Here is a 22,957-nt window from a genome sequence, read left to right as displayed (position 1 = left end):
AAAATAGATAAAGTCCCAACCTATTTCAGTAATTTTCGACTACTAAGGGTTTGCCCCAAAAATCACATTCTTCAATTTTATCATTATTATCCGGTCTTTGCATGTTTGATGTGACCTTCCTTTCTACGTTTCACAGATGTTCCAACGTATACTCCTGATAGAACAAAGAAAGCTCCTATTATTGTCGCTACAGTTAACTTTTCACCTAAGAAGATTGTAGCCATTAACACAGCAGATACAGGCATAACATTGATAAAGATTGAGGCTTTCGCTGCACCGATTTTTTGAATTCCGTAGTAATAGAGAATGAAACCTAGAACTGTCACAAATACACTCATATGCGCAATTGCTAACCAAGCTTCCCATGTACTTGCTGCAACATGCTCCCATGGTTTCTCAAACAATGAAAAAGGAAGCAAAAACAACGTGCCAAATCCTACTGCATACGTCGTTGAGACTATCGAACTGTACTTTCTAAGAACAATCCGACCAAGCACACTATACAATGCCCATGTTATTACTGCTCCTAACAAGATGAAATCAATAGGTTCAAATTGAAAACGAACCAATGCCATGATATTTCCTTCTGTAATAATCGTCACAACTCCAGCAAATGCAAGCAAAAGTCCAATGATGTTTCTTTTCGTGATTGTCTCTTTTAACACGATTCCTGATAAGAGCATAATAAGCATGGGGTTTGCTGCAATGAATAAGGAGCTTTTAATCACTGGCGCATGCTTACTCGCTAAAAAGAAACATATATTATAAATGGCAATTCCAGTTAGTCCGAGCAATGCAAACATTCCCCAGTCTTTTCTCGTTGGTTTCGGAATATCCTTTTCCACTAGCCACATAATTGGAAACAAAAGCAACGCTGCTCCAAAGAAACGTAAAAAGGATATGGTTGCAGGTTCAAAACTTTCAATAGCAATTTTCCCAGCAATAAAAGCACTTCCCCACGTACTTGTCGCAACGGTTAACATTCCATAGACCATCCACTGCTTTTTTCTCTCCATTTTCTCTTCTCCTTTTTTTATTTTCCATTGTACTCCTTTATTTCGATAAGCGAAATAGCGTTTTGTAAAAATGGAAAGAAGTTTACAGCCGTTAGTGGCAGTAAACTCCTTCCTCCATCACATTTCGTGAATATGTTTCAATCACTTGACCATTTTCTGCTAGGAAATCGATCGGATGTTGATCAGCCCAATTCTCATTACTAGATACAACATTTAAGAATGTTTGTTGTTCTAATTGGGCAATGTATGAACCACCTTCATAGTGAATTTGCACTCTCGCCACGTCAATTGGGTCTTGAATCATACCAAACGTGACATATGTGTGTGCATACCGATCATCATGCCAGTTTCCACTTTGAACACGAAACGTTCGAATCTTTTGTTTTTCGTCAACAACAGCCGTTCCACCGATCGTCAACATAGCAGCCGGTAAACGTTTGTACCCGCCATCAACATGAATGACTTTTTCAGCTACTAAATCATGTTGATTAACTGTATATACGATGTAAATCTCTTCTTCATGTTGTTCTGTTACTAATACTTCAATGTTTGCACCTGGCTGATACGTCTGTGAAACAGCTTCTTTGATAGATGAATACACCGTTTCATCCTGCTCGTATCCTCCAATTTCTACACTAAACATCAATGTTAAATAAAGTAATACAATACTTACCGCAAAAGCAAATACAGACTTATTTACATGTAATGACTTAATTAGAATCCATGTCGCATAAATAAAAACGAAGAAACCAAGAACAAATAAGCTAATCGATAAGATTGAGACAGACAAGGTAATAGCACCAATGCTTATAGGTCCGGTGAGAAATAGCTGCATCAGTGGTGAAACAGATTCAGTTTGAAGCGTCTGTGCCACTTCATGTGGAGGAGTTTGTTCGGTCATAAACGCTGAGACTCCAAACACCAACAACGCAATCATTGATTCAATTCGAAATGACTTCGTTACCTTGACCTTATCAACGGCATTGCGCATCCCTAATAAAAAGTGATGTAAGCCAAATACCAATAGTGGCAAGAACAATAAATGTTTTATTAATAATAACTGACCATATGTTAATAACCAAGATTGCACATATTCAGGAACAATCGCTGCCATTAGCATGAACCCAGAGGCAATGATGATAGCAACAGCCGCAAACGCTACGGCAGAAAACCAACGTGTAAATAATCTCGGGTCTTTCCAATCATAGGCAAACCAGCCAACAACGGCTAAGGTACCGATCCATATAGAAACAGCAACTAGATGAAGTGTGTTTCCAATGAATCCAAACATCCCCGCAACTGCTGCACCATGACTTGACCAACTAGCTAAAACAATGAGAAGTAAGACTAATAGGACTGCTATCCATGATCCCTTTAGGTTTGTATAGTATGCAATGAGAATGATCGAAATAATAGAAGAAAGAACAAAGGCTTGACCCGTTGAATATTCTAAAACAACCGTGCCTATTGCTTCAAAGAGCGGCACGGAAAATTGTTTATAAAGAGTTAGCACAACTCGAATAACTGGAACAAGCAGAAGGACCGGTATGAGGATAATTATGCCCTTCATCAAATTCTTAGGTTCTAATAAGTTAGGTCGATATTGGTTTGGAAGGGCGTAAAGGAATAAGAAGCCCATTAAGAGAGAAAAGCAAGTGTAGAGCAACACATTCGCAATTGAATCAATCATTTACGAAACCTCTTAATTAATAATAATAGGATAACTAGCACAGCTATAGCACCAGTAAAAACGATTGGTAATAGGAATCGCTCCATTGAAGACTCCACTACGACCTCGTCACTTTCAGCCACATTAGGCTCATCCACTACATCCGTTGTTGTTTCTTCCTCATCAATGGCCACTTCATCTATTTCTGTCTCTGGAGGTTCTTCCAATGCCTCTTCTTCTATTTCATATTCTAATACTTCAAAAGAGATACTTCCTTCCGTCTGGTGAGTATCTTCTCCTAAAGCTCTCCACTCTACTACATACTCACCTGGCAACAGAGGCTCTACTAGAAAGATCGTTAAATCAGGACTTTCAACGTCAATATTTTCTACTTCAATCTCTTCACCATCTTCATTATAAACCGTAGCGGTACTGACTCGTTCTATTCCCGCATTGAAGTGAAGCACAATTTGTTCAACTGCCTCTTCTATTACTTCCCCATCACCTGGAGAGGATTCTGTAACATAGGAATGGGCTGCTACATGGAGAGGAAACAAAAGTAATGCCATACACATAACGAATAACCATTTTACTTTTTTCATATTTATTCCACCTTTTTTCCTAGTAATCCTGTTTGTTTTTCCTATTTTAGCAGATAAGTACCTTTTCGAAAAGAGAAAATGATAGGCGTTTTACTAATGGTAGCCTATACTTTAACAAGGCTAACCACCACAGTATATTAAAAAAGGTTCATGAAAGTGACAAAAGAAAACCGAGACAAATTTACAAACAATATGAGAAAATAAACGGTGGAGAAAGGAAGGGTGAAATGAGAAAAAGTTTTGTCTTTATAGGTTATTTATTAATTGCTGTTTTGATGTATTTATATGGGGAGTCATTACTCCAATGGATACGCCAAGGCGGTACTGAATATATGTTAGTTACATCAATTCTTGCTACATTCTTTGCATTGTTTCCAATCATTCCATATCCAATCATCGGAGGTGTGCTTGGTGCAGCTTACGGTCCAGTAGCTGGGAGTTTAATTACATGGATTGGGTCATCACTTGCTTCGATTATTATGTTTGTATTTGTCAGATACGGATATCAGGACTGGGGAAAGAAATGGCTTTACCGTTATGAACGGTTATCTAAAGTTACCGTCCTTTTTGAACGAAATGCGTTTATGACCATTTTCTTAACTAGGCTCATCCCTGTAATCCCATCGATCATTGTTAATATCTATTCTGCCTTAAGTCGTGTTTCCTTTATGCGCTATAGCATTGCTTCTTCCTTAGGCAAAGTGCCATCGATGATATTGTTCGCAACTGTTGGAAATACTCTTGTGACAAACCCAAGTGATTTACTTTATATTACTGTTTTTTATGGATCCTTTTTATTGATTGTTTATTTCTTCTTTCGTTTATTTAATCGCTATACTCCACAAGCGAGAAAATAAAATAGGCGGCCATGATTGAACTTCTCCCTTTTAGAGAATCAATCGGCCGCCTTTTATGTATGAATATATACCGTTCTTCGTTTAACCCATCTTACTATTGAGAAAATGAATAATCCTATACTCGCACCCAACGTGTTTAAAATTAAATCATCTACATTTGCAACCCTTTGAGTAAATAGAAACTGGCTTACTTCAATAAATAATGAAATAGAAAAGCCAATCCCAATCATCACACCAAACCGACGTGCCTTGGACCAAATAGCGGGCAAAAGAAATCCTAATGGCATAAATAAGACAACATTGCCAAGTAATATTCGGATAGGATCTGCCAATTGGGGGCTAAAAACAGCGATACGATATATACTTCGAAATGGAATTAAGTTATAATTTCTGCCTCCTGGTCCAGCTGGTCCTAGGGAAGCACCATAATTCCACGCAAATAGCGTTACATAAAACAAAGCAATTAAGTAACAGAGAAATAACGTAGTAAAGATTAACTTTTGATGTCTCATGTTTTACACTCCCCTGCTGACATCATTCCTACTCCATTATTTCGTTTATACACCTATATGACAAGCAATTTTTATCGACAACTTTCTTCAATTATAACTTTCGCAATATTTCGAAATATAAACTATATAAAATCCCTCAGAAATTAATCTGAGGGATAGTAGTTAGTTATTATCCTTTAGGAGGAACGTAATTTGGCTGTTCGTTGCTTTTTTGAGCCATTTTTTTCCCATTATTTGCCTTCGATTTTACAGGTTGTGTACCTAAATGGTCAGGTCGATACTGAGCGAAATTTGACTTTGTGCTTTTCATAAGTAACCCCTCCCTATCTATAGGTTACCTCTAAAAAGCATTCCTATTCATATCTCCATTTGATTAACAGACGTTCTTTTTCGCTCCCATTTTTCTTCCAAACGATCTAAAGCCTCTTTATCTCTTAGCAACTTTTCTTTATTTTCTCTAACTAATTCTTCAAATGATAATTTTCTGACTCTTCTCATGACAAAACACTCCTTTAACTTTTTACCATTGTGGCTAAAAAGAAGTGTTTTTATACATTAGGATTCAGTGCTATTTGATTTAGGACTCGTATAAATCTGACCTGTTTCATCAACGGTCATTAAAAAGATCTCTCTAGGGTTTGCAAAGCCATGTTTGTGTACTTGTTCTCTAAGCCATTCTAAAGTACCAAACTTTTCAACATTTGCATCAATAATTCTTCCATCTTCAATTAACACAGAGGAATACCCTTTCGAAGGCACATTCATTTGCATATCTTTAGGAGTGACACTATCATAATTTGATTTTTTAATTACACTTATTGAACCATTCATCTCCAATATCGCATAATCGACTTCGTTCAAATCGCTCGCATTATTTAATCGTAAGTCCATCAAAAAGGCTTCTAACGTAATTTTAGCTTTTCTCAACTCCTTATGTAGAATTTTTCCTTTTTCCATTAAGATAATCGGTTCATCCTCAATGACCCTGCGAAATCGCGGTGCTTTTAAAGCGAACATAGATAAAGATAGATGTAATCCAGCAATCATCGCTGCAGCTCCAACAGGCCCTGCTAGAGGAAGCTCTCCATCCGTTAATGGCTCTCCTAGTATATCACCAATAACAACACCAAAAATAAAGTCAAGCGCATCAATAGAGCTCATTGAACGCTGTCCTAACACTTTAACGATAAGAAAAATATAAAAGTACACAATGATGGCTCTTATCATATGACCGTAAACCGGCAATCCTTCAGCTCCTAGCCAAAAGTCAAACAATCTAAACTCCTCCGTTCTTCCTCTCTTATACATGGTGTAAAGAGGTTGCCTCATAAGTGTCTCTACTCGTAATGAGGCACAGGGTATGCTCAACATAAGCTGAAACTTGTTTTTGAGACAACCTCTATTTATCAGGGATTCGAGTGCTTAAATTGTGGTTCTTCTTGCAAAACTTGTTGATATCTACCCTCAAGTAATGTAAGTATGTTCTTTTGCTGCTCTGCTAAATTCTCGAACAACAGTTTCGCCTGTTGGTTCTCTGTTTCGAGAGAGAATTGCACTAAACTTGCTTGAACGCTTTGCGCTGAGGCAATTGCTTGTTGCATTTGTGTTTGAACAGTCATCTTATCCCTCCTAGGAACGTTGATTTCGGTTCATTTTCTGTGCTTCTTGCTCAGCGTATGTTTCATATCCAGTTTCAGGATGATTATCTTTTCCGTGTTTTTTAGCGTTGTTGTTTCTTTGTGCGTTTGCATTTCCTTTTTTCTGACGACCCATCATATCTACCTCACTTTCCTTATTTATCAGTTTTAATATGCACAAGTTTTTGTTCTATATTAGTGATAATTTGAAAAGTATTATGTAAAAACTGCAAAAAACCTTCTCTTACCCGAAGGTAAAAGAAGGTTTCTAATTTTATTAATTTGCAAGCTTGTTACGAAGAACCATTTGTAGGATACCGCCATGACGGTAGTAATCCAATTCCACTTCACTATCAAAGCGAACAAGTACTTCAAATTCAGTTTGCTTGCCATCTTTATCTGTTGCAACGACTTTCAAGATTTCACGCGGCTTTACATCGTTTGTAATTTGAACATCGAATGACTCTTCTCCAGTTAAACCTAAAGATTCAGCACTATCGCCATCTTTAAATTGAAGTGGAAGAACACCCATAAGAACAAGGTTACTACGGTGGATACGCTCATAGCTCTCAGCGATAACTGTTTTAATACCAAGTAGATTTGTACCTTTGGCCGCCCAGTCACGAGAACTTCCCATACCGTAATCTTTACCAGCTAAAATAGCTAAGCCAGTACCTTCTTCTTTGTATTTCATTGCTGCATCATAGATTGATGTCACTTCGCCAGTTGGCCAGTAAGTTGTGTAACCACCTTCTGTACCAGGAGCAATTTGGTTACGAATACGGATGTTTGCAAATGTACCTCTCATCATAACTTCGTGGTTACCACGACGTGAACCATAAGAGTTGAAATCTTTAGGCTCAACACCTTTAGAGATTAAGTACTTACCTGCAGGTGTATCCTTGCCGATTGCACCTGCTGGTGAAATGTGGTCAGTTGTTACAGTATCACCAAATTTACCGATGACACGTAGAGCTGATAATGGTTTAATATCTTCTGGATCTGGAGACAGATTTTCGAAGAACGTAGGATTTGCAATGTAAGTTGAATCAGCATCCCACTTATAAAGAGCATCATCAGTTGTTTCAATTTCATTCCAACGTGGATTACTTGCAAATACGTTTTCATACTCACGGCGGAACAACTCAGGTGTTACTGTTTCTTGAACCACTTTCGCGATTTCGTCTGCTGTTGGCCAAATATCATCAAAGTATACGTCCTTGCCATCTTTATCTTTACCTAATGAATCATTTCTTAGGTCGATATCGACAGTTCCTGCAAGTGCATATGCAACAACTAATGGTGGAGAAGCAAGGTAGTTAGCTTTTACTAATGGATGAATACGTCCTTCAAAGTTACGGTTACCTGAAAGAACCGAAGTAACAGTTAAATCATTAGATGCAATTGCTTCTTCGATTTCATCTTCTAATGGACCAGAGTTACCGATACATGTTGTACAGCCGTAACCAACGATATTGAAGCCTAGTTTTTCCATGTATGGAAGCAAACCAGAATCCGTTAAGTAACCAGTTACTACTTTAGAACCTGGTGCTAAAGAAGTCTTTACAAACTCAGGAACCTCAAGACCTAGTTCAACTGCTTTTTTCGCTACAAGCCCTGCTCCAATAAGTACGTATGGGTTAGAAGTATTCGTACAGCTTGTAATTGCGGCAATGGCGATTGAACCAGTATTCATAACTGCTTCACGGCCATCTTTGAAGCTAACTTTTACTTCTTTATTAAATTCGTCTTCTGATAGGCCTAAACCTTGTGTTCCTTGTGGTGCAACAACTGCATTACGGAACGATTTTTGCATGTCAGAAAGTGGAACAAGATCCTGTGGACGCTTAGGACCAGAAAGATTTGCTTCAATTTCAGAAAGATCCACTTCTACTACACTTGTGTAAGTAGGGTCTGGAGTTTCTCCAGGTACGTAGAACAAGTCATTTGCTTTCGAATATTCTTCTACTAGCTTGATTTGCTCTTCTGAACGACCTGTTAAACGCATGTAGTTCAGTGCTTCAGCATCAACTGGGAAGAATCCACAAGTTGCACCATATTCAGGAGCCATATTGGAAATTGTTGCACGGTCAGCAAGTGGCATTTCAGCTAAACCAGGACCGAAGAATTCAACAAATTTACCTACTACTTTCTTTTCGCGTAGTACTTGTGTCACTTTTAATGCTACGTCTGTAGCTGTCGTTCCACTTGGGAGTGAACCAGTGAATTTCACACCAATTACTTCAGGTACTGGGAAATAAGATGGTTGTCCTAGCATTCCTGCTTCCGCTTCAATACCACCTACACCCCAACCAAGTACACCAATACCATTAATCATTGTTGTATGAGAATCAGTACCTACAAGTGTATCAGGGAAAGCGATTGTCTCGCCGTCTTGCTCGATAGCGTGAACAACGTTCGCAATATGCTCAAGATTAACTTGGTGAACGATACCTGTTGCAGGCGGTACAGCACGATAGTTATCAAATGCTTTCTTTGCCCAGCTGAGGAATTGGTAACGCTCTTCATTACGTTGGAACTCTAAATTCATATTGAAATCTAAAGAATCCGTTGTACCAGCTTTATCAACTTGTACTGAGTGGTCAATAACTAAGTCTACTGGAATTTCAGGATTGATTTGATCTGGGTTACCACCTAGGTCCGCCATTGCTTTACGTAATGAAGCAAGGTCTACTACAGCAGGTACACCAGTGAAGTCTTGAAGAATTACACGAGATGGTTTAAATGGAACATCGATCTCTTTTAATTCGTTTGTTCCCCACTTCGCTAAGTTTTCAACATGCTCTTCTTTAATTACATAACCATCATATTGGCGAAGAACTGATTCTAGTAATACCTTTACTGAATATGGTAGTTTTGTTACATTGCCTAGACCAGCATCCTCTAGTGCTTTTAAAGAGTAATAATTAATCGTCTTTCCATCCAAAGAAAAGGATGTTTTTGCTTTGAATACATCATTTTTCGTTGACATATGTATACCCTCCCTTTACAAGACTATCATACCGCAAACTGTAAAAATTGTCTAAATCAGACCGACTAGACTGTCTATTTTTATGACAAAATAGAAAGCGCTTAAATGATTCGACAAAACAGTCCCTCTTTAGAATATCAAAACTTGTGTGAAGAATAAATGATTTTTTTAAATAATTTTAAAGTTAATTTCCAAAAGTGGAAAAACTTATTTTGTGAGGAACAGCCATGCTAACTATCTTGTATAAACCCAGTCACAAACACAAAACCTACAACAATGGGAGGTGGTATTATGGCGAAGCAACAACCAGATGAAAAAGACAAAAGAGTACTTGACTATAATGCGCAGCACCAAGAAGAAACTGCCAATGAGCCTTTAACAACAATGGAACGCCAGCACAACAAAAAGACGAAGAAGCGTCAATAAGTAAAAAGAGGGGATTCGTCATGCGATAGTCCCCTCTTTTGTGGAAATCTGCTAAAAAGATGCAGATGTAAATTACTCATCAATAAAATCTATATCTTTATTGTTGTCATTTCTTTTCGCGCGGAAATCTGCTTCATGTGCATTTATATTTCCGACTGCTTTTCGAGCTTTCTCAACTGCCTTACGCCCCGGTTCAACTATTTGTTGCTTACTGGAGAGCTGCATGTTCTCCCCCCTTTGACAAAGCTCAGTTTTAGGGTGTGAAAAACAACGCCTAATATTCGTATACATCAGCTGTTTCCAGTTATACTACATCCGAGGAGGGATGTTAGCGATGACAGAGCATAATACTTATAAAGACCAACGTAGAAATCAACCAAAAAACTCTGGGCAGCCTGAACCTTTAAGTGGTTCGAAAAAAGTAAAGAAAAGAAATCAAGTTAGTCAAACGAATGGTGAAGGATAACTGTATATAGTAATTAAGAAAGGGGACGAAAAAAGGAATCCCTCCTTTTTTCGCCCCGGTAAGCTTACTATCTTGATTGATTTAACCTTTCCTTTCGTGTTTGCCTCCTTTTATTTCTTTGTTCAAATCGTTCTACAGCTCCTTCATAGTGCCACCTTTCCTCTTCTGATTCAGGAATAACAGGAGGGACACTTGTCGGCTTCCCCTCGTTATCTAATGCAACAAACGTTAAATAGGACGTGGCTGTTAACCGCTTTTCCCCAGTTAATAAATTTTCAGCCTCAACTTTTACATACACTTCCATTGATGTATTTCTTGTATATGTGATAAAACCTTCCAAGCATATAGCTTCCCCTGTTCTAATAGGAGAGATAAAGTCCAAACTATCACTTGAAGCTGTTACGACCATAGCACGTGAATGTCTCATGGCTGTAATGCTCGCAACCTTATCTACATAAGCCATCACATTCCCCCCGAAGATGGTTCCATGATAATTTGTATCAGGAGGTAACACCAAGTCTGTCATGACCGTTTTTGATTCCGATGCGCGTTTTCCTTCCACCTTGCTCTCACCTTTCGCTATTCAAATTCTTTTAAACGCCTATGTAAATCTGCAAATTCATACTCCTCTATCGTACGAAAGTCTAGAGCAATTTGATCTTCTATAATTCGTGATACAATAGCAGGGGTCCCAAGTCTTAGCTGATTGTGAAGAGCCTGTGCTGTAAAATTACTATTTGATAGTAGTAGCAATGCAGTATCGAGCGTGACATCAGGCATCGTCCCACCACCTACTTGAGATACATCCGACCTTACCCTTTTGGTCCAAAAAGGAGATAGCTCACTCGAAAATTTATCAATACGAGAGAGGATCTCATCTTTTTTCAATAAAACAGATTTTAACGTAGGCAACGTTTCTTTCACCATTTCCTCATTAGCATATTCTTTCAATGTAGCTTCTAAAGCCGCAAGTGTCATTTTATCGACTCGTAATACACGTGCAAGCTGATGTTTCTTTAACTTATCTATCCACTTTTTCTTCCCTGCGATGATGCCAGCTTGCGGACCCCCTAAAAGCTTGTCTCCACTAAACGTAACAAGGTCTGCCCCTTTGTTTAACGCTTCAACTACCGTTGGTTCATCCCCGATTCCATCATTTCTTAAATCATAAATGGCTCCGCTTCCTAAATCTTCATAAAGCAAAACATCATGGGCTTTTGCTAATGGTTTAAGTTCTGCGACCGTGACATCTTTTGTAAAGCCGATCACCTTAAAATTACTCGTATGTACTTTCATAATCATCGCAGTCGCTTCACTAATGGCATGTTCATAATCATAATAATGCGTCTTATTCGTTGTTCCAACCTCTACTAAATGAGCACCACTCTCTTCCATAATGGACGAAACACGAAACGAACCGCCGATTTCGACTAATTCACCACGTGAAACAATGACATCTTTCCCTTTAGCAAACGCCTTTAATACCAAATAGACAGCTGCAGCGTTATTATTAACGACCATGGCTGCTTCAGCTCCGGTCATTTCCTTAACAAGATCTTCAATTAATTCATGCCTCGAACCACGTTTGCCTTGATTAAGATTGTATTCTAGATTGGAATATGAATAAGCTGTCTCAACTACTTGTTTAATCGCTTGATCACTTAAACGTGCTCTACCTAAGTTTGTATGTAACACTGTTCCAGTTCCATTTATCACACGTTTTACTTTATATGTTGAATGATAACTAAGACGATCTGATAACCGTTTAAAAATGATATCTGAAATTCTTATCGAATCGTTTTCCAAGGGAAAGTCTCCTGCAAGTAGTTCTTTCCTAATATCAGCAACCGTCTCTTGTAACCACTCTGTTAACTTCATTTTGGACACATTACTTGTTTCAAGCAAATGCAAAAAGTTCTGGTCTTGTTGCAATTCATGAATGGCAGGTATTTGTCGTAATAATTGACGCATCTTACTATGAACCACCCTTCTTCCAAAAAAGGGTGACTCATTCGTCACCCCTTATTTATTCAGCCATCTTTTCCATTATTTCAATTACTTCTTTAGGGTCAGGAAATGATCCTGTTTCCTTTTTGGAGTAAACCAATTGATCATTGACGGTTACTTCAAAAACGCCACCGCCACTTGTTACTAATTTTACCTCTTTCACTTTTCCACGAAAGTGATCAAGTAGCTCGTCCGTGAAACTCACGGCTTTTGGTGCGTAGTTTCACATCATGCAAAATTCTACAGATACTTTGAATTCCATGTTTGAATCAAACTCCTTTACTTTGGTTTCCTCTATATTGTAGGATAATATGATGAACGATGCAAAAAATTTGTTTATTAAACACAGACTAATATGTGTTCCAAAGTAAGATAAGGAGGTGTCCTAAAATGGACAAACAAGAACAAATTCGTTTAACTTCTTTTTCAACAAAAGCTGGTTGAGGATGCAAAATTGGTCCTGAAGACCTGACGCAAGTTTTGCGTCATTTACCAAAACAGACACATGATCCTAATTTACTTGTTGGTTTAGATACATCTGATGATGCCGGTGCATACCGATTGACAGATGATTTAGCAATGATTCAAACTGTCGATTATTTTACACCCGTTGTTGATGATGCATATATGTTTGGCCAAATCGCTGCAGCTAATGCCTTAAGTGATGTCTATGCTATGGGCGGCAAGCCAACAACAGTAATGAACATTGTTGGTTTTCCAATCAAGAAGTTGCCACCTGAAACGTTAGCAGACATTTTACGTGGAGCAGCAGATAAAACAAAAGAAGCAGGAGCCATCATTGTTGGTGGGCACTCAATTGATGACCAAGAGCCAAAATTCGGGTTATCTGTTACAGGTCTTGCACACCCTGATCGTATTTTCAAAAATGTTGGTGCTAAAGCTGGTGATTCCCTAGTATTAACAAAGCCAATTGGTGTTGGAATATTAACAACAGGGATTAAACGCGAAGCTGTAACACCAGATCAAGAAAAAGCTGTTACTGAAACGATGGCTCTATTGAATAAACAAGCCGCAGAGCAACTAGAAGGGTTACACCCAAATGCCGTTACGGACGTAACTGGGTTTGGACTTTTAGGCCATAGTTATGAAATGGCCAATGGAAGTGATGTAACTTTTGAACTTGAGATGGAGCGTATTCCAATGCTTGAGGGAACAAAGGAACTTGCTGAAAAAGGAATTGTTCCAGGAGGCTCAAAAGCAAATGAGCGTTGGCTCGAAGGCTGTGTGGACTATTCATCAGACATTACAGAGGTAGAAAAAAGCATCCTCTGTGACGCAATCACGTCAGGTGGATTGCTTATCAGTTTACCTCCTGATGAAGCGAAACGTTATGTTGAATCTATGCAAGCAACAGGTGCTCATGCGTCTATAATAGGTGTAGTTACTGAGAAAAAAGACAAGCCTATTATTGTGAAGTAATAACAAAAAACCACTCCAGTTTGGAAATAAATACGTGTCGGTTGAGAGGGAGAAACTGCAATTCAACATGACAAATAAGCTATAAATTAGGTTTTAGTGGAAAAACCAACAATACAAATTGCAAACAAAAGGATCAGATTTTAGAATCTGATCCTTTTTGGTCTTAAAACCTAACCTTGTTAAACTAAGCTAACTGAGGTTCTCTTTGATTTATAAGATACTAAATCAAAGCACCCATCTCAACTCCATTAAACAAAAAATCTGTCAATAATTGGCTATAGTAAAATAAGCGGAGATTTTCCGATTAAATGCAGAATAGAGGTCATTCCGGGGGATATAAAAGGAGATTTTCCGATTAAGCAAAGAAAAATTTCACATTTTCAAATTTTTGGACTCAATAGCCGGAATCTCTCCGTCTATTTAAGCTATTAGTGTTAATTACTAATTAAGAGAAAATTCTCCGTTTATTTATCAAATCGGGTGCTTAACCTGATCCCCCAGCCGATAAGAGCGGACCCTTACGACCCCAGATGAGTGAATCAACATCTTTTTCATAGCATCTATTACTTTTAAACATTGATATAACAACGAAAAATGGAGATGCGAATTAGCGTGCTAATTACATCTCCAAAAGCTATGTGATTTACTGCTTTCTCCCTCTAAAGCACACCCGTTATGGAAATAAACTGGGTGGTTTTTTTAATGCCTTGCTTACTCTTTTTCAACTGTTTTGACTAACGCTTTATAACCAGAACGAGTTAAATTGTGATCATCATCAATATAGTTGCTTTTTTTCAACGCATTGATCGTATGCTCACTTAACCGTGTGACAATGGCATACACTTCATCATTAAGCGCTGCAATCGAAGAGTGTTGAATTTTTTCTTGCTCTAGGGAAGCTGCGATTTCTTTAATAGGATCTTCTTTGATAAAATACTTCTTCGTTTCAAGCAATGCTGTTTGAAGCTTCCCCTTAACAATTAAGAGGTCTTGCATCGTATTAGATCTTTCTGATTCTTTTTCTTTAATCTTTTCACGATACGATTGCTTTTCTAAATCATCTAAATCCGCCTTTGAAAAAAGTTCCTCCAACAATTGAGTTCGATCTAAATCTATTTTCTCAAGTGCTTCCTCTTTTTCAATTACAGCTTTCTCAAAAATCTGTGTTTGCTGCTCTTCGATTCTTTCTACTACAGGTGGGACTGGTTCTGATGTTGGTTGTGCAAGGTTATTTATTTTTTTATTCATTACATAGGCAAAGCCGACTAAAAATAAAATAACAAACAATCGAAATAATTGCTCATACTGAATAATGGAATAAATCGCTATAGCACCAACGACTATTCCAAAAAACTTAATACCTTTATTAAGTGGTGATCCCGATTGTACAACATCATTAACTTTGGCTCGTAATTGCTTTTGTTTTTGCCGCATGTCGCTTTTCTCCTCTTCTTCTTACTAGACCCAATAACGTACTAACCGATATTTTATCACAAAGCACACATGCCAATAGATCTATTTTTCATTCCACACATTATAAAATATTTGGGTATTTGGAAAATCCACATGAGACTTCAGACCTAAAAAACCGCCTTTTAAAAGTAGAAAGAACCCACTACCATAAGGAGGGTTCTCTGTATATTGACAAGTAAGAATTATTGGTAGACTTCAGCAAAAATATGATCGTCAACCTCATTTGGCATCCCATCAAAAATTAATTGACCATCACGAAAAGCGACGATTCTTGTAGCAAACTCTTTCGCTAAATTGACATCATGGATATTAATAATAGAAAGTAATTCACGTTCTTCATGAATTCGTTTTAACAGTTCAAAAATTTTCCTTGATGTTGTTGGATCCAAGCTAGCAACAGGCTCATCTCCTAATAAAATCTTTGGATCTTGTAGCAAAGCCCTTGCAATCCCTACTCGCTGTTTCTGCCCTCCACTTAGTGCCTCTACCCGCTTATGAACATGCTTTTCCAATCCAACTTCTTTTAATGCATCTAATGCTCGTTTTTGTTCCTGTTCAGAAAAAAGCCCGAGTATATTTTTATATGGTGGTCGCTTTCCAAAAGAACCTGTTAATGTATTTTGCAATACAGTCATTCTCGGGATTAAATTAAAGTGTTGGAAGATCATAACCATATCTGAGCGAACCCTTCTCATCTTCGCTTCCGAGAGGTTTGTCAGGTTCGTCCCTTCCCACGTAATTTGCCCTGCAGTTGCCAACTGCAAACGATTTATTGTGCGAATAAACGTCGACTTCCCTGCACCACTTTTGCCAAGCACACAAACAAACTCTCCCTTCTTAAATGTCAAATTGACATGGTCAAGGGCATTCTCATCTGTTTTAGGATAACGTACAACTAAATCTGCAATTGAAAGCATAATGCCCCCTCCTCCCCGAGTTCATTCAAAAAGGAAGATCGCCTTTTTGAATGACTTTACTACCCTTTATTTTCTTATAAGGGATTCGCTTTGTCCTTAACTGTGCGAACATGCTGCGATGGCTCCTCTCGTTGCACGCCTTTTAGGAGAAACCCACTCCTAAAAAGCTTAAAACATTGGCAACGGCTCCGCTCATCGCTTCGAGTTCAATCAAAAAGGAAGATCGCCTTTTTGATTGAACTCTATATAACCCTAGCTCTAATTCGGCCGCCGATGAAATCCACTATGATAACCATAATCATGATGAGTACGATATCTAGTGCTACGGCTGTATAGTAGAAGCTTTGGAAATGATTAAAGAGCTGCTGACCGATTCCTCCCCCTCCGATGAATCCGAGGATGAGAGACGTCCGAATGGCTACTTCAAACCGATAAAAATATTGAGACAACACATTCGGCCATATTTGAGGCAAAATTGAAAATAAATGTCCGACCCATTTTGTTGCCCCCACAGAACGCATCGCTTCTTGAGGTCCAGAATCTGCCGCTTCAATCAATTCAGAAATTAACTTCCCTAAAACGCCAATATTATGCAAAATGATTGCTAAGACAGCTGCAAATGGTCCAAGCCCAAATGCCGAAACAAAGATTAAACCAAATACAATCTCTGGAATAGATCTTAGTGCACTTAATGCGCCACGAATGGTGCTATACATCCCTACAGACCCACTCGTGTTTTTTGCTGCCAAAAAGCTAAGTGGCAAAGCTACAATCAGTGCTAAAAATGTACCTAAAAAAGCAATAGCTAAAGTGACAAGACTGTGATACGCCATTCTCGGAAAAAGGGACCACTCAATCGGAAAAAAACGAGTGGTCACCATGTGATAAATATTTCCGATTTGCGTAAGCTTTCTCCATTCAAACCCTGTCATATCCATGCTCCACCAAAGAGCAACGATAATCAAGATAAGATATATGAGGTAGCGCCTACGAAACCAAACCATCGTAGAAGGCTCCTAATCTAATGAAAGCATTTCGAATTCACGAGCTGCTTCTAACACATCTGCATACTGACTGTCATCTGCTTCAACAAAGCGTGTCGCACCACCGAAAATTCGTAGGATTTCTTCATCAGCAATTTCATAAAAAGCTTCTTGTACTTCTGCAATTAATTCATCACTCATACCAGCTGGGACAACCCAAGGGTACTGATAAAGTTCTTCCGATTGCCAGATAACCTTAATGTCTTCACGCATTGTACCACCGTTTTGGTCATCCTCTTTCATTAATGCTTCTAAGATCGCACTATCGACTGCCCCAGCATCAACCGTTTGATCTTGGACAAGAGTTGTTACGATATCATGGGATCCAGCAAATTGAATTTGCTTAAATTCATGATCATCTTCACTTTCATAAAAACCTAGCTGACGTAGGTGAAGGCCTGGAATTAAGTGACCAGATGTGGAAGAGATACTCGCAAACGCAAAATCAACATCTGCACGGTCTTCTAGCATATCATCTAAATCATCCCACTCACGATCGTTATGAGTAATAATGTATGAAAAGTAATAGGGACTTCCATCTACTTCCTGTGTAATGATCGCTTGCGCTCCGCTTTGCTCATGAGCAATTAAATACGTTAGCGGTCCTAAGAAAGCCAAGTCAATATGGTTATAATTAATCGCTTCAACTACAGCGTTATAATTCGGGTATTGTTCTACAACAACTTCCCTCCCTAGTTTCTCTGTTAAATGAGCTTCTAAATTATCAAGTCCTGTTTGCATTTCTCCCATTGACTGTGAAGGGATTACAGCAATTTCAAACACACTATCGTCATTTTCAGTTGCTGGCGCCTCTTCTCCATGTTCATCAACTGTTGGAGATTGTACTACTTCATCAGGATCGTCTGCCGCTCCGCATGCAGTTAAGACAAGTGCCATCCCTAATGTCATCATCCATTTCTTCATCTTTTCTCCACCTTTTTATTTAATCTACTGAAGGAATTTACCATTTTTAAGTCTTTCTTGTAAAGAAATAACCCTTACACATAAGCGTTTGCTAAACAATGCTCGTACACTTCTAAAAATTGTCCCATCTCTTTTTCCAATGAATGCTGCTCTTTAATATACAAGATTGCCTTTTTAATAATGCTCTTTTGCTTTCCTTCAGAAGTGAGCAATTCTTGCACTTTGAGGGTGAATTGTTCAGGCGACTCAAACAACACCCCTGTTTCCCCATCTGAAAGGACACTTGCATTTCCTGAATTCAGCCTTGCTATAACAGGCTTACCTAAAGCCATCGCCTCAAGTACTGCAGAGGACTGCCCTTCTGAGATAGATGTATTTAGAACAAAATCACAAGATTGATAAACAGCTTTCATTTGTTCAAGCGGAACTTCTTTTATATAACGAAACCACTCATGTTCCTTTTCAAATTCTTGAACTTCTTGATAGACACCGTCATCTAGAACAGGACCAATGATCGTAAAGGTCAGTTCTTGCCAAGTATAACGCAACCTCTTTAACTCATCTGCTACATAGAGGACATCCTTCACCGGCCGTAGCCCTGCCGGCAGCAAAAACTTAGGATATCCAGAAAGAATATCGCGGTTTGATTCCTTCGTCCCATCCTTTGGAAAATCTACACTTTGTGGAATAACATAAATGCGATCAGCTAAGTCCGGATACGTCTGAATAATCTTATTCTTTCCATCTTCACTGAAAACAGTAATTCCACAAGACTCATCTGCTACTGAAACCATTAACTTAACGGCATCTGGGTCCTTTAAGTCCTCATTAACATCCGTTCCACCAGAGGTTAATATATAGGGTTTACTGAAATGCAGATGTGGATACTTTTTTAACCATTGGGAAAACCGTTTCAAATGAATTACATGATATATATCTGCCTCTAAGAAGTAAGAATCCCAATCTGAATTCCACTCTTCTTCTTCATAAGCAAAGATTCGAACACTTACACCCCACATCCTCAATCCTTTTACGAAACGTCTTGCCGTTGTGGAATTTCCACGATTTTGTTTGAAATACGGAGTAAATAGAATGATTTTAGGATTTGTCACCGAGCCAATTTTCAACTTCAGTCACCCTCCATTTCCGTTCTTGATCATGTCTAATCGTTAAATCGAGCTTATCTAGCTTTTCTAAAAAGGGTACTAAGTACTTACGTGATAACCCAGTTGATTCTTTGGCTTCTTTTAAAGCAAAAACGACATCTGTCTCTTCTCGTAATTTAGCTACCGCCTCTCTAAAGGGCGCTCTATGAATTGATAATTTCTCATCAAGTTGATAAAGAAGTTCTTGCTGGTAAAAATAATGAGTCACTTCTTCATGTAGTTCTTTCGGAATTTGTTGAGCTGTTAGATGATCAGAAGTTGGTGTTACTTGAAGCCCTTCATTTTTAATTGCCGTTAATACATGCTCCACCCGTTTCCCCCACTGTCGCGGCGCGTGAGGAGTATGGGTAGATAGTGCTGCAAATGGTCCTTGAATGACAAACCAACCTTGTTTATGTCCCTCATCAAGCAACCAATCCAATAATCGTTTAGGATACGTATGAGTATAGCTTTGAACTAGTTCGGCTTTCTTAACCCCAGCACGGAACGGAAATTCATTATGATAACGCTCCAGCTCAATTAGAAATGCTTCCCGTAATGACTGAATGACTTTCTCACTCGTAATCTCCCCAGTCGGTAATTGAAATGTCTTTTCCTCTTGCTCGACCAGTTCTTTCATTTCGTCTTCTGACATATTCATTTCTTTACTAGCATCTTTTATCGGCAGCAATTTTTTATCTAATAGAAGTTGTTGCAATCGCTCAATAGGTGTTGCGTCCATTTTTTGTTCAAGCATTTGAACCGTTTCTTCACCGAAGCGATATTTCGCTCCATGAGGGTCAATTACAGTTCCTCCACCAATCGTTTCCATCGGTGTCGGCCGTCGCAAAATAAACCGATCGCCTCTTCTTGTAACAATTGGCTCATCCAAACGAATTTGACACATTATTGTTTCATTACCTTCAGCTAAGTCATTCCGATCAAAAAAGACAATCTTACCGTATACTTCAGCCGTACCAATATGTAATTTGATTGCTCCTCTTTGTTTTAGAGGATACATTAGCTTTGCAACTGTTGTGAGACCAACATCAATCGTATGAGTTGTCTCATAATGTCCACTTGCAACTAGGACATCGCCACGTTTAATCTCATCCTTTGAAATACCGCCGACATTAACTGCCACACGTTGCCCTGCTCGTCCACTTTTTCGAGCTTGATGATGTACTTGTAACTGTCTAGCTCGAACTGGAATCCGCTTTGGTAATAAATCTAACACATCTCCTTCGTTCACGATCCCTTCATAGACGGTGCCTCTTACAACGGTTCCTTGTCCATGAATTGTAAAGACTTGATCAATAGGTAAGCGAAACGCGCCACTTGCATCACGACTTGTCCTTCCTTCCAGTTCAATCACAATTCCTTTCTTTAACTCTTCAATCCCAACAGAACGAAGACTATCTACGAAAAAGAGCTGACTTTTTTCTAAAAAAGTACCTTCTATCGCTTCCCGTATATCCAGTTCCACAATCTCTCTCATCTCTTCATCAACATTCTCAATTTTCGTTACGACAATAATCCCCTTTTCTATTCCGAGCAAACGCAAAATATCTATATGTTCACGTGTTTGAGGCATAATTCCTTCATCCGCAGCTACTACAAGCATCACCAAATCTATTCCCGCTACTCCCGCAATCATTTGCCTTATAAAGCGTTCGTGCCCAGGTACATCAATAAGAGACACTTCCATTTCGTCGTTTAATTTCAAAGGAGCATAGCCTAACTCAATTGAGATACTCCGCTCTATTTCTTCCTTTAAACGATCTGTATCTATATTCGTTAAAGCTTTTGTTAACGTTGTCTTCCCGTGGTCAATATGACCAGCCATTCCAACCGTATAATGATTCATAACAACCTAATCCCTCTCTACTATGACCAATTTCTATCGTTGTTTATCATACTATATACGTTAACAGGAAACAAAGAAAAGACAGCTTATGAATGCTACTTTTAGAAAAGGTACAAGCTACAACCAATCACATAATAAAGGAGATAATCGATGGACAAAATAGAGATTCTTCAAAAAATTGAAAACTTAACAGCTAATCCAAACGAGTATGAAATCTTTGTTCTGCCAAGGCCTCCCGAGGAATTTGGAGATGGAGTAAAGCTTTACTATAACGAAGGTGAACGGAACTTTACAGCTGAAGTGTTTGATCCAGATACAAAGGAGGTATTTACAGAAAAAACTTTGACTGATATTGATAGTACCTATTCTTTCATCTCAAATGTTCTCGAACCGCGAATTGAGCAGCAAAATGATCAAAAAGACTACATTGATCTCGATATCACAGAACCTGGAAACCAACGATAATCATGAGTAATGTTTTTTCATTTACATGCTTAGGAGGTTTACTCACCGGACTTCAGATTTACTCGCCAAATCCACTAAAATAAGACCTGAACTCTTTAGTTCAGGCTTACTTAATTTACTCCTTTATCCCTTCAAGCCACTCTTTGTAACAATCTTGACAAAGAGTTTTGTCGACATGCTCGTTTTGATGGATAAACAATCCATGGCTAAAACGATCATTTACTTCCTCACCACAATAAAAACAAGTATCTTCCATTTTCTACAATCCTCCTGCAAAAGAGATTGCTTATATGGTACGCAATAAACATAGAAGTAAAACGCAATATATATGTCATCTTATCCAAGAAAATGCAAATTACAAGGCATAGTCCAGGCAATATTCGACATACGTATCTTTCGTAGTCGCCTCGCTACTACAAAGAAAGGAGTGTGTTTTGTCATGAATCATGAAGACTCTCGGAAAAAAGAGCTGAAAATTATGCTCAGAAGGAAGAAAAAGCGTGAACAGCGTGACTGGCGATTAACAATGAAACGCTTGAGAAAATTTCAAAAAGATGTACTTAACGAAAGATCTAGTCGAGATTAAGTTCTCACTATTAGCACGTATAAAGCCAACAAGAGTCCATCCTCTTGTTGGCTTTATACGTAATAAAAAGCAGACCCTAAAAGGCCTGCTGAAAAATTACTCTCCTAAATCTACATTATGATACACTTGTTGAACATCTTCTAAATCCTCTAATGCGTCAATTAATTTTTCAAACTGTTCCTTCGCATCAGCTGGAAGCGATACATCATTTTGGGCAAGCATTGTTAGTTCCGCAACTGTAAAATCCTCTATTCCTGCATTTTTACAAGCTTCTTGAACCTCATGGAATTGATCTGGTTCCGCGTACACAATAATCGAATCGTCTTCTGCAATAATATCACGAACGTCGACATCTGCCTCGAGTAATAATTCAAGTACTTCCTCTTCTGATTTACCTTCAAGACCAATGACAGCCGTCGCATCAAACATAAATGACACAGAACCACTAACTCCCATGTTTCCACCATTCTTTTTAAAAGCAGAACGTACTTCTGCCGCTGTGCGGTTAACATTGTTAGTCAAAGCATCCACAATGACCATAGATCCGTTTGGTCCAAACCCCTCATAACGCAGCTCGTCGTAATTTTCCTCTGAACCGCCTTTAGCTTTTTCAATAGCACGATCAATAATTGCTTTTGGCACACTGTACGTTTTTGCACGCTCAAGTACAACTTTTAACGCTCGGTTTGATTCTGGATCAGGTTCACCTTGCTTAGCAACTACATAAATTTCACGTCCAAACTTTGCATATATACGGCTCGTATTTGCATCCTTTGACGCTTTTTTTTCTTTGATATTGTTCCACTTACGCCCCATTATGAACACTCACTTTCACTATATCTATATTGTTGCATTATTAGTCCAATTGATTTTGAACTAATCCATTATTCACCAACATTCATTATACTATAAA

27 protein-coding genes and 1 pseudogene are annotated in these 22,957 nt (G+C 38.5%); 6 read left to right on the top strand and 22 right to left on the bottom strand.

The features are described 5' to 3' along the window. Positions 1 to 86: 86 nt before the first annotated feature. From MF646_RS09685 to MF646_RS09675, 3 genes are all read right to left on the bottom strand, one after another. Positions 87 to 1,016 carry a DMT family transporter gene (locus MF646_RS09685; RefSeq protein ID WP_250096295.1) on the bottom strand — a complete coding sequence of 310 codons (930 nt, stop codon included), beginning with the start codon at positions 1,014 to 1,016 and terminating at the stop codon, positions 87 to 89. A gap of 91 nt (positions 1,017 to 1,107) precedes the next feature. Beyond that, positions 1,108 to 2,706 (bottom strand): copper resistance D family protein, encoded by a 1,599-nt coding sequence (locus tag MF646_RS09680; protein WP_250096294.1) that lies wholly within the window; start codon positions 2,704 to 2,706, stop codon positions 1,108 to 1,110. Further along, positions 2,703 to 3,287 (bottom strand): copper resistance CopC family protein, encoded by a 585-nt coding sequence (locus tag MF646_RS09675; RefSeq protein WP_250096293.1) that lies wholly within the window; start codon positions 3,285 to 3,287, stop codon positions 2,703 to 2,705. The genes MF646_RS09680 and MF646_RS09675 overlap by 4 nt, the downstream gene beginning before the upstream one ends. A gap of 227 nt (positions 3,288 to 3,514) precedes the next feature. Here MF646_RS09675 and MF646_RS09670 point away from each other — a divergent pair, with 227 nt between their 5' ends. Further along, complete coding sequence (locus MF646_RS09670) at positions 3,515 to 4,144, top strand: TVP38/TMEM64 family protein (protein ID WP_250096292.1); 630 nt, start codon at positions 3,515 to 3,517, stop codon at positions 4,142 to 4,144. Between the two features lie 53 nt (positions 4,145 to 4,197). Here MF646_RS09670 and MF646_RS09665 read toward each other — a convergent pair whose 3' ends face one another. The 7 genes from MF646_RS09665 to acnA all read right to left on the bottom strand — a co-directional run bounded on the left by MF646_RS09665 (position 4,198) and on the right by acnA (position 9,285). Then, entirely contained in the window at positions 4,198 to 4,656 is a 459-nt protein-coding gene (locus MF646_RS09665) for a VanZ family protein (protein ID WP_250096291.1), read from the bottom strand. Between the two features lie 169 nt (positions 4,657 to 4,825). Continuing rightward, a complete protein-coding gene (locus MF646_RS09660) occupies positions 4,826 to 4,966 on the bottom strand; it encodes an acid-soluble spore protein N (protein ID WP_250096290.1) in 141 nt (46 codons plus the stop codon). Between the two features lie 47 nt (positions 4,967 to 5,013). Beyond that, positions 5,014 to 5,154, bottom strand: a complete 141-nt coding sequence (locus tag MF646_RS09655) for an FbpB family small basic protein (RefSeq protein ID WP_250096289.1) — start codon at positions 5,152 to 5,154, stop codon at positions 5,014 to 5,016. A gap of 57 nt (positions 5,155 to 5,211) precedes the next feature. Then, entirely contained in the window at positions 5,212 to 5,931 is a 720-nt protein-coding gene (locus MF646_RS09650; protein WP_250096288.1) for a DUF421 domain-containing protein, read from the bottom strand. Positions 5,932 to 6,062: 131 nt separating this feature from the next. After that, entirely contained in the window at positions 6,063 to 6,275 is a 213-nt protein-coding gene (locus MF646_RS09645; protein ID WP_250096287.1) for a DUF1657 domain-containing protein, read from the bottom strand. 10 nt (positions 6,276 to 6,285) lie between these two features. Then, on the bottom strand, positions 6,286 to 6,429 hold the full coding sequence (locus MF646_RS09640; RefSeq protein WP_250096286.1) for a hypothetical protein: 144 nt from the start codon (positions 6,427 to 6,429) through the stop codon (positions 6,286 to 6,288). Positions 6,430 to 6,570: 141 nt separating this feature from the next. Continuing rightward, positions 6,571 to 9,285 carry an aconitate hydratase AcnA gene (gene acnA / locus MF646_RS09635; RefSeq protein ID WP_250096285.1) on the bottom strand — a complete coding sequence of 905 codons (2,715 nt, stop codon included), beginning with the start codon at positions 9,283 to 9,285 and terminating at the stop codon, positions 6,571 to 6,573. A 291-nt stretch (positions 9,286 to 9,576) separates the two neighbouring features. Here acnA and sspO point away from each other — a divergent pair, with 291 nt between their 5' ends. Next, positions 9,577 to 9,711: a small acid-soluble spore protein O gene (gene sspO / locus MF646_RS09630; RefSeq protein WP_250096284.1), complete on the top strand. Its 135-nt coding sequence runs from the start codon at positions 9,577 to 9,579 to the stop codon at positions 9,709 to 9,711. A 72-nt stretch (positions 9,712 to 9,783) separates the two neighbouring features. Here the strand turns inward: sspO and MF646_RS09625 are convergent, their stop codons facing one another. Then, complete coding sequence (locus tag MF646_RS09625) at positions 9,784 to 9,936, bottom strand: hypothetical protein (RefSeq protein WP_250096283.1); 153 nt, start codon at positions 9,934 to 9,936, stop codon at positions 9,784 to 9,786. Positions 9,937 to 10,045: 109 nt separating this feature from the next. On the opposite strand from MF646_RS09625, the gene MF646_RS09620 reads away from it, so the two are divergent. Further along, positions 10,046 to 10,177, top strand: coding sequence for a small acid-soluble spore protein P (locus MF646_RS09620; protein WP_250096282.1), 132 nt, complete (start codon positions 10,046 to 10,048; stop codon positions 10,175 to 10,177). 67 nt (positions 10,178 to 10,244) lie between these two features. Here the strand turns inward: MF646_RS09620 and MF646_RS09615 are convergent, their stop codons facing one another. From MF646_RS09615 to MF646_RS09605, 3 genes and pseudogenes are all read right to left on the bottom strand, one after another. Further along, positions 10,245 to 10,703, bottom strand: a complete 459-nt coding sequence (locus MF646_RS09615) for an acyl-CoA thioesterase (protein ID WP_275980271.1) — start codon at positions 10,701 to 10,703, stop codon at positions 10,245 to 10,247. 53 nt (positions 10,704 to 10,756) lie between these two features. Next, positions 10,757 to 12,148 (bottom strand): L-seryl-tRNA(Sec) selenium transferase, encoded by a 1,392-nt coding sequence (gene selA / locus MF646_RS09610; protein ID WP_250096280.1) that lies wholly within the window; start codon positions 12,146 to 12,148, stop codon positions 10,757 to 10,759. 55 nt (positions 12,149 to 12,203) lie between these two features. Continuing rightward, positions 12,204 to 12,395, bottom strand: a pseudogene (locus tag MF646_RS09605) (Rdx family protein); the annotation flags it as partial. A 179-nt stretch (positions 12,396 to 12,574) separates the two neighbouring features. On the opposite strand from MF646_RS09605, the gene selD reads away from it, so the two are divergent. Continuing rightward, complete coding sequence (selD, locus tag MF646_RS09600; protein ID WP_250096278.1) at positions 12,575 to 13,624, top strand: selenide, water dikinase SelD; 1,050 nt, start codon at positions 12,575 to 12,577, stop codon at positions 13,622 to 13,624. A gap of 711 nt (positions 13,625 to 14,335) precedes the next feature. Here the strand turns inward: selD and MF646_RS09595 are convergent. From MF646_RS09595 to selB, 6 genes are all read right to left on the bottom strand, one after another. Continuing rightward, entirely contained in the window at positions 14,336 to 15,058 is a 723-nt protein-coding gene (locus MF646_RS09595) for a lipocalin/fatty-acid binding family protein (protein WP_250096277.1), read from the bottom strand. Between the two features lie 221 nt (positions 15,059 to 15,279). Further along, positions 15,280 to 16,014 carry a phosphonate ABC transporter ATP-binding protein gene (phnC, locus tag MF646_RS09590; protein ID WP_250096276.1) on the bottom strand — a complete coding sequence of 245 codons (735 nt, stop codon included), beginning with the start codon at positions 16,012 to 16,014 and terminating at the stop codon, positions 15,280 to 15,282. A 242-nt stretch (positions 16,015 to 16,256) separates the two neighbouring features. Next, positions 16,257 to 17,018: a phosphonate ABC transporter, permease protein PhnE gene (gene phnE, locus MF646_RS09585; RefSeq protein WP_250096275.1), complete on the bottom strand. Its 762-nt coding sequence runs from the start codon at positions 17,016 to 17,018 to the stop codon at positions 16,257 to 16,259. A gap of 12 nt (positions 17,019 to 17,030) precedes the next feature. Continuing rightward, positions 17,031 to 17,981: a phosphate/phosphite/phosphonate ABC transporter substrate-binding protein gene (phnD, locus tag MF646_RS09580; RefSeq protein ID WP_250096274.1), complete on the bottom strand. Its 951-nt coding sequence runs from the start codon at positions 17,979 to 17,981 to the stop codon at positions 17,031 to 17,033. Between the two features lie 74 nt (positions 17,982 to 18,055). Next, the gene (locus tag MF646_RS09575; protein ID WP_250096273.1) at positions 18,056 to 19,108 is read right to left on the bottom strand and encodes a glycosyltransferase; all 1,053 of its coding nucleotides are present in this window, start codon (positions 19,106 to 19,108) and stop codon (positions 18,056 to 18,058) included. Then, positions 19,080 to 20,993 carry a selenocysteine-specific translation elongation factor gene (selB, locus tag MF646_RS09570; protein ID WP_250096272.1) on the bottom strand — a complete coding sequence of 638 codons (1,914 nt, stop codon included), beginning with the start codon at positions 20,991 to 20,993 and terminating at the stop codon, positions 19,080 to 19,082. Before selB ends, MF646_RS09575 begins: the two co-directional genes overlap by 29 nt. 150 nt (positions 20,994 to 21,143) lie before the next feature. Between selB and MF646_RS09565 the strand changes: the two genes are divergently transcribed. Then, positions 21,144 to 21,458: a hypothetical protein gene (locus MF646_RS09565; RefSeq protein WP_250096271.1), complete on the top strand. Its 315-nt coding sequence runs from the start codon at positions 21,144 to 21,146 to the stop codon at positions 21,456 to 21,458. A 115-nt stretch (positions 21,459 to 21,573) separates the two neighbouring features. Here MF646_RS09565 and MF646_RS09560 read toward each other — a convergent pair whose 3' ends face one another. Beyond that, positions 21,574 to 21,714: a hypothetical protein gene (locus tag MF646_RS09560; protein WP_250096270.1), complete on the bottom strand. Its 141-nt coding sequence runs from the start codon at positions 21,712 to 21,714 to the stop codon at positions 21,574 to 21,576. Between the two features lie 183 nt (positions 21,715 to 21,897). On the opposite strand from MF646_RS09560, the gene MF646_RS09555 reads away from it, so the two are divergent. Beyond that, positions 21,898 to 22,044 carry a hypothetical protein gene (locus MF646_RS09555; RefSeq protein WP_250096269.1) on the top strand — a complete coding sequence of 49 codons (147 nt, stop codon included), beginning with the start codon at positions 21,898 to 21,900 and terminating at the stop codon, positions 22,042 to 22,044. Positions 22,045 to 22,140: 96 nt separating this feature from the next. On the opposite strand, the gene MF646_RS09550 is transcribed toward MF646_RS09555, so the two are convergent. Then, positions 22,141 to 22,860, bottom strand: coding sequence for a YebC/PmpR family DNA-binding transcriptional regulator (locus tag MF646_RS09550; protein ID WP_250096268.1), 720 nt, complete (start codon positions 22,858 to 22,860; stop codon positions 22,141 to 22,143). Positions 22,861 to 22,957: the final 97 nt, after the last annotated feature.

Origin of the sequence: Halalkalibacter alkaliphilus, assembly GCF_023555415.1 — a bacterium.
GTDB classification, from domain to species: Bacteria; Bacillota; Bacilli; order Bacillales; family Bacillaceae_D; genus Halalkalibacter; species Halalkalibacter alkaliphilus.
The sequence above is the reverse complement of the archived record's forward strand: the minus strand, read 5'-3'. Positions and strand labels throughout refer to the sequence as shown.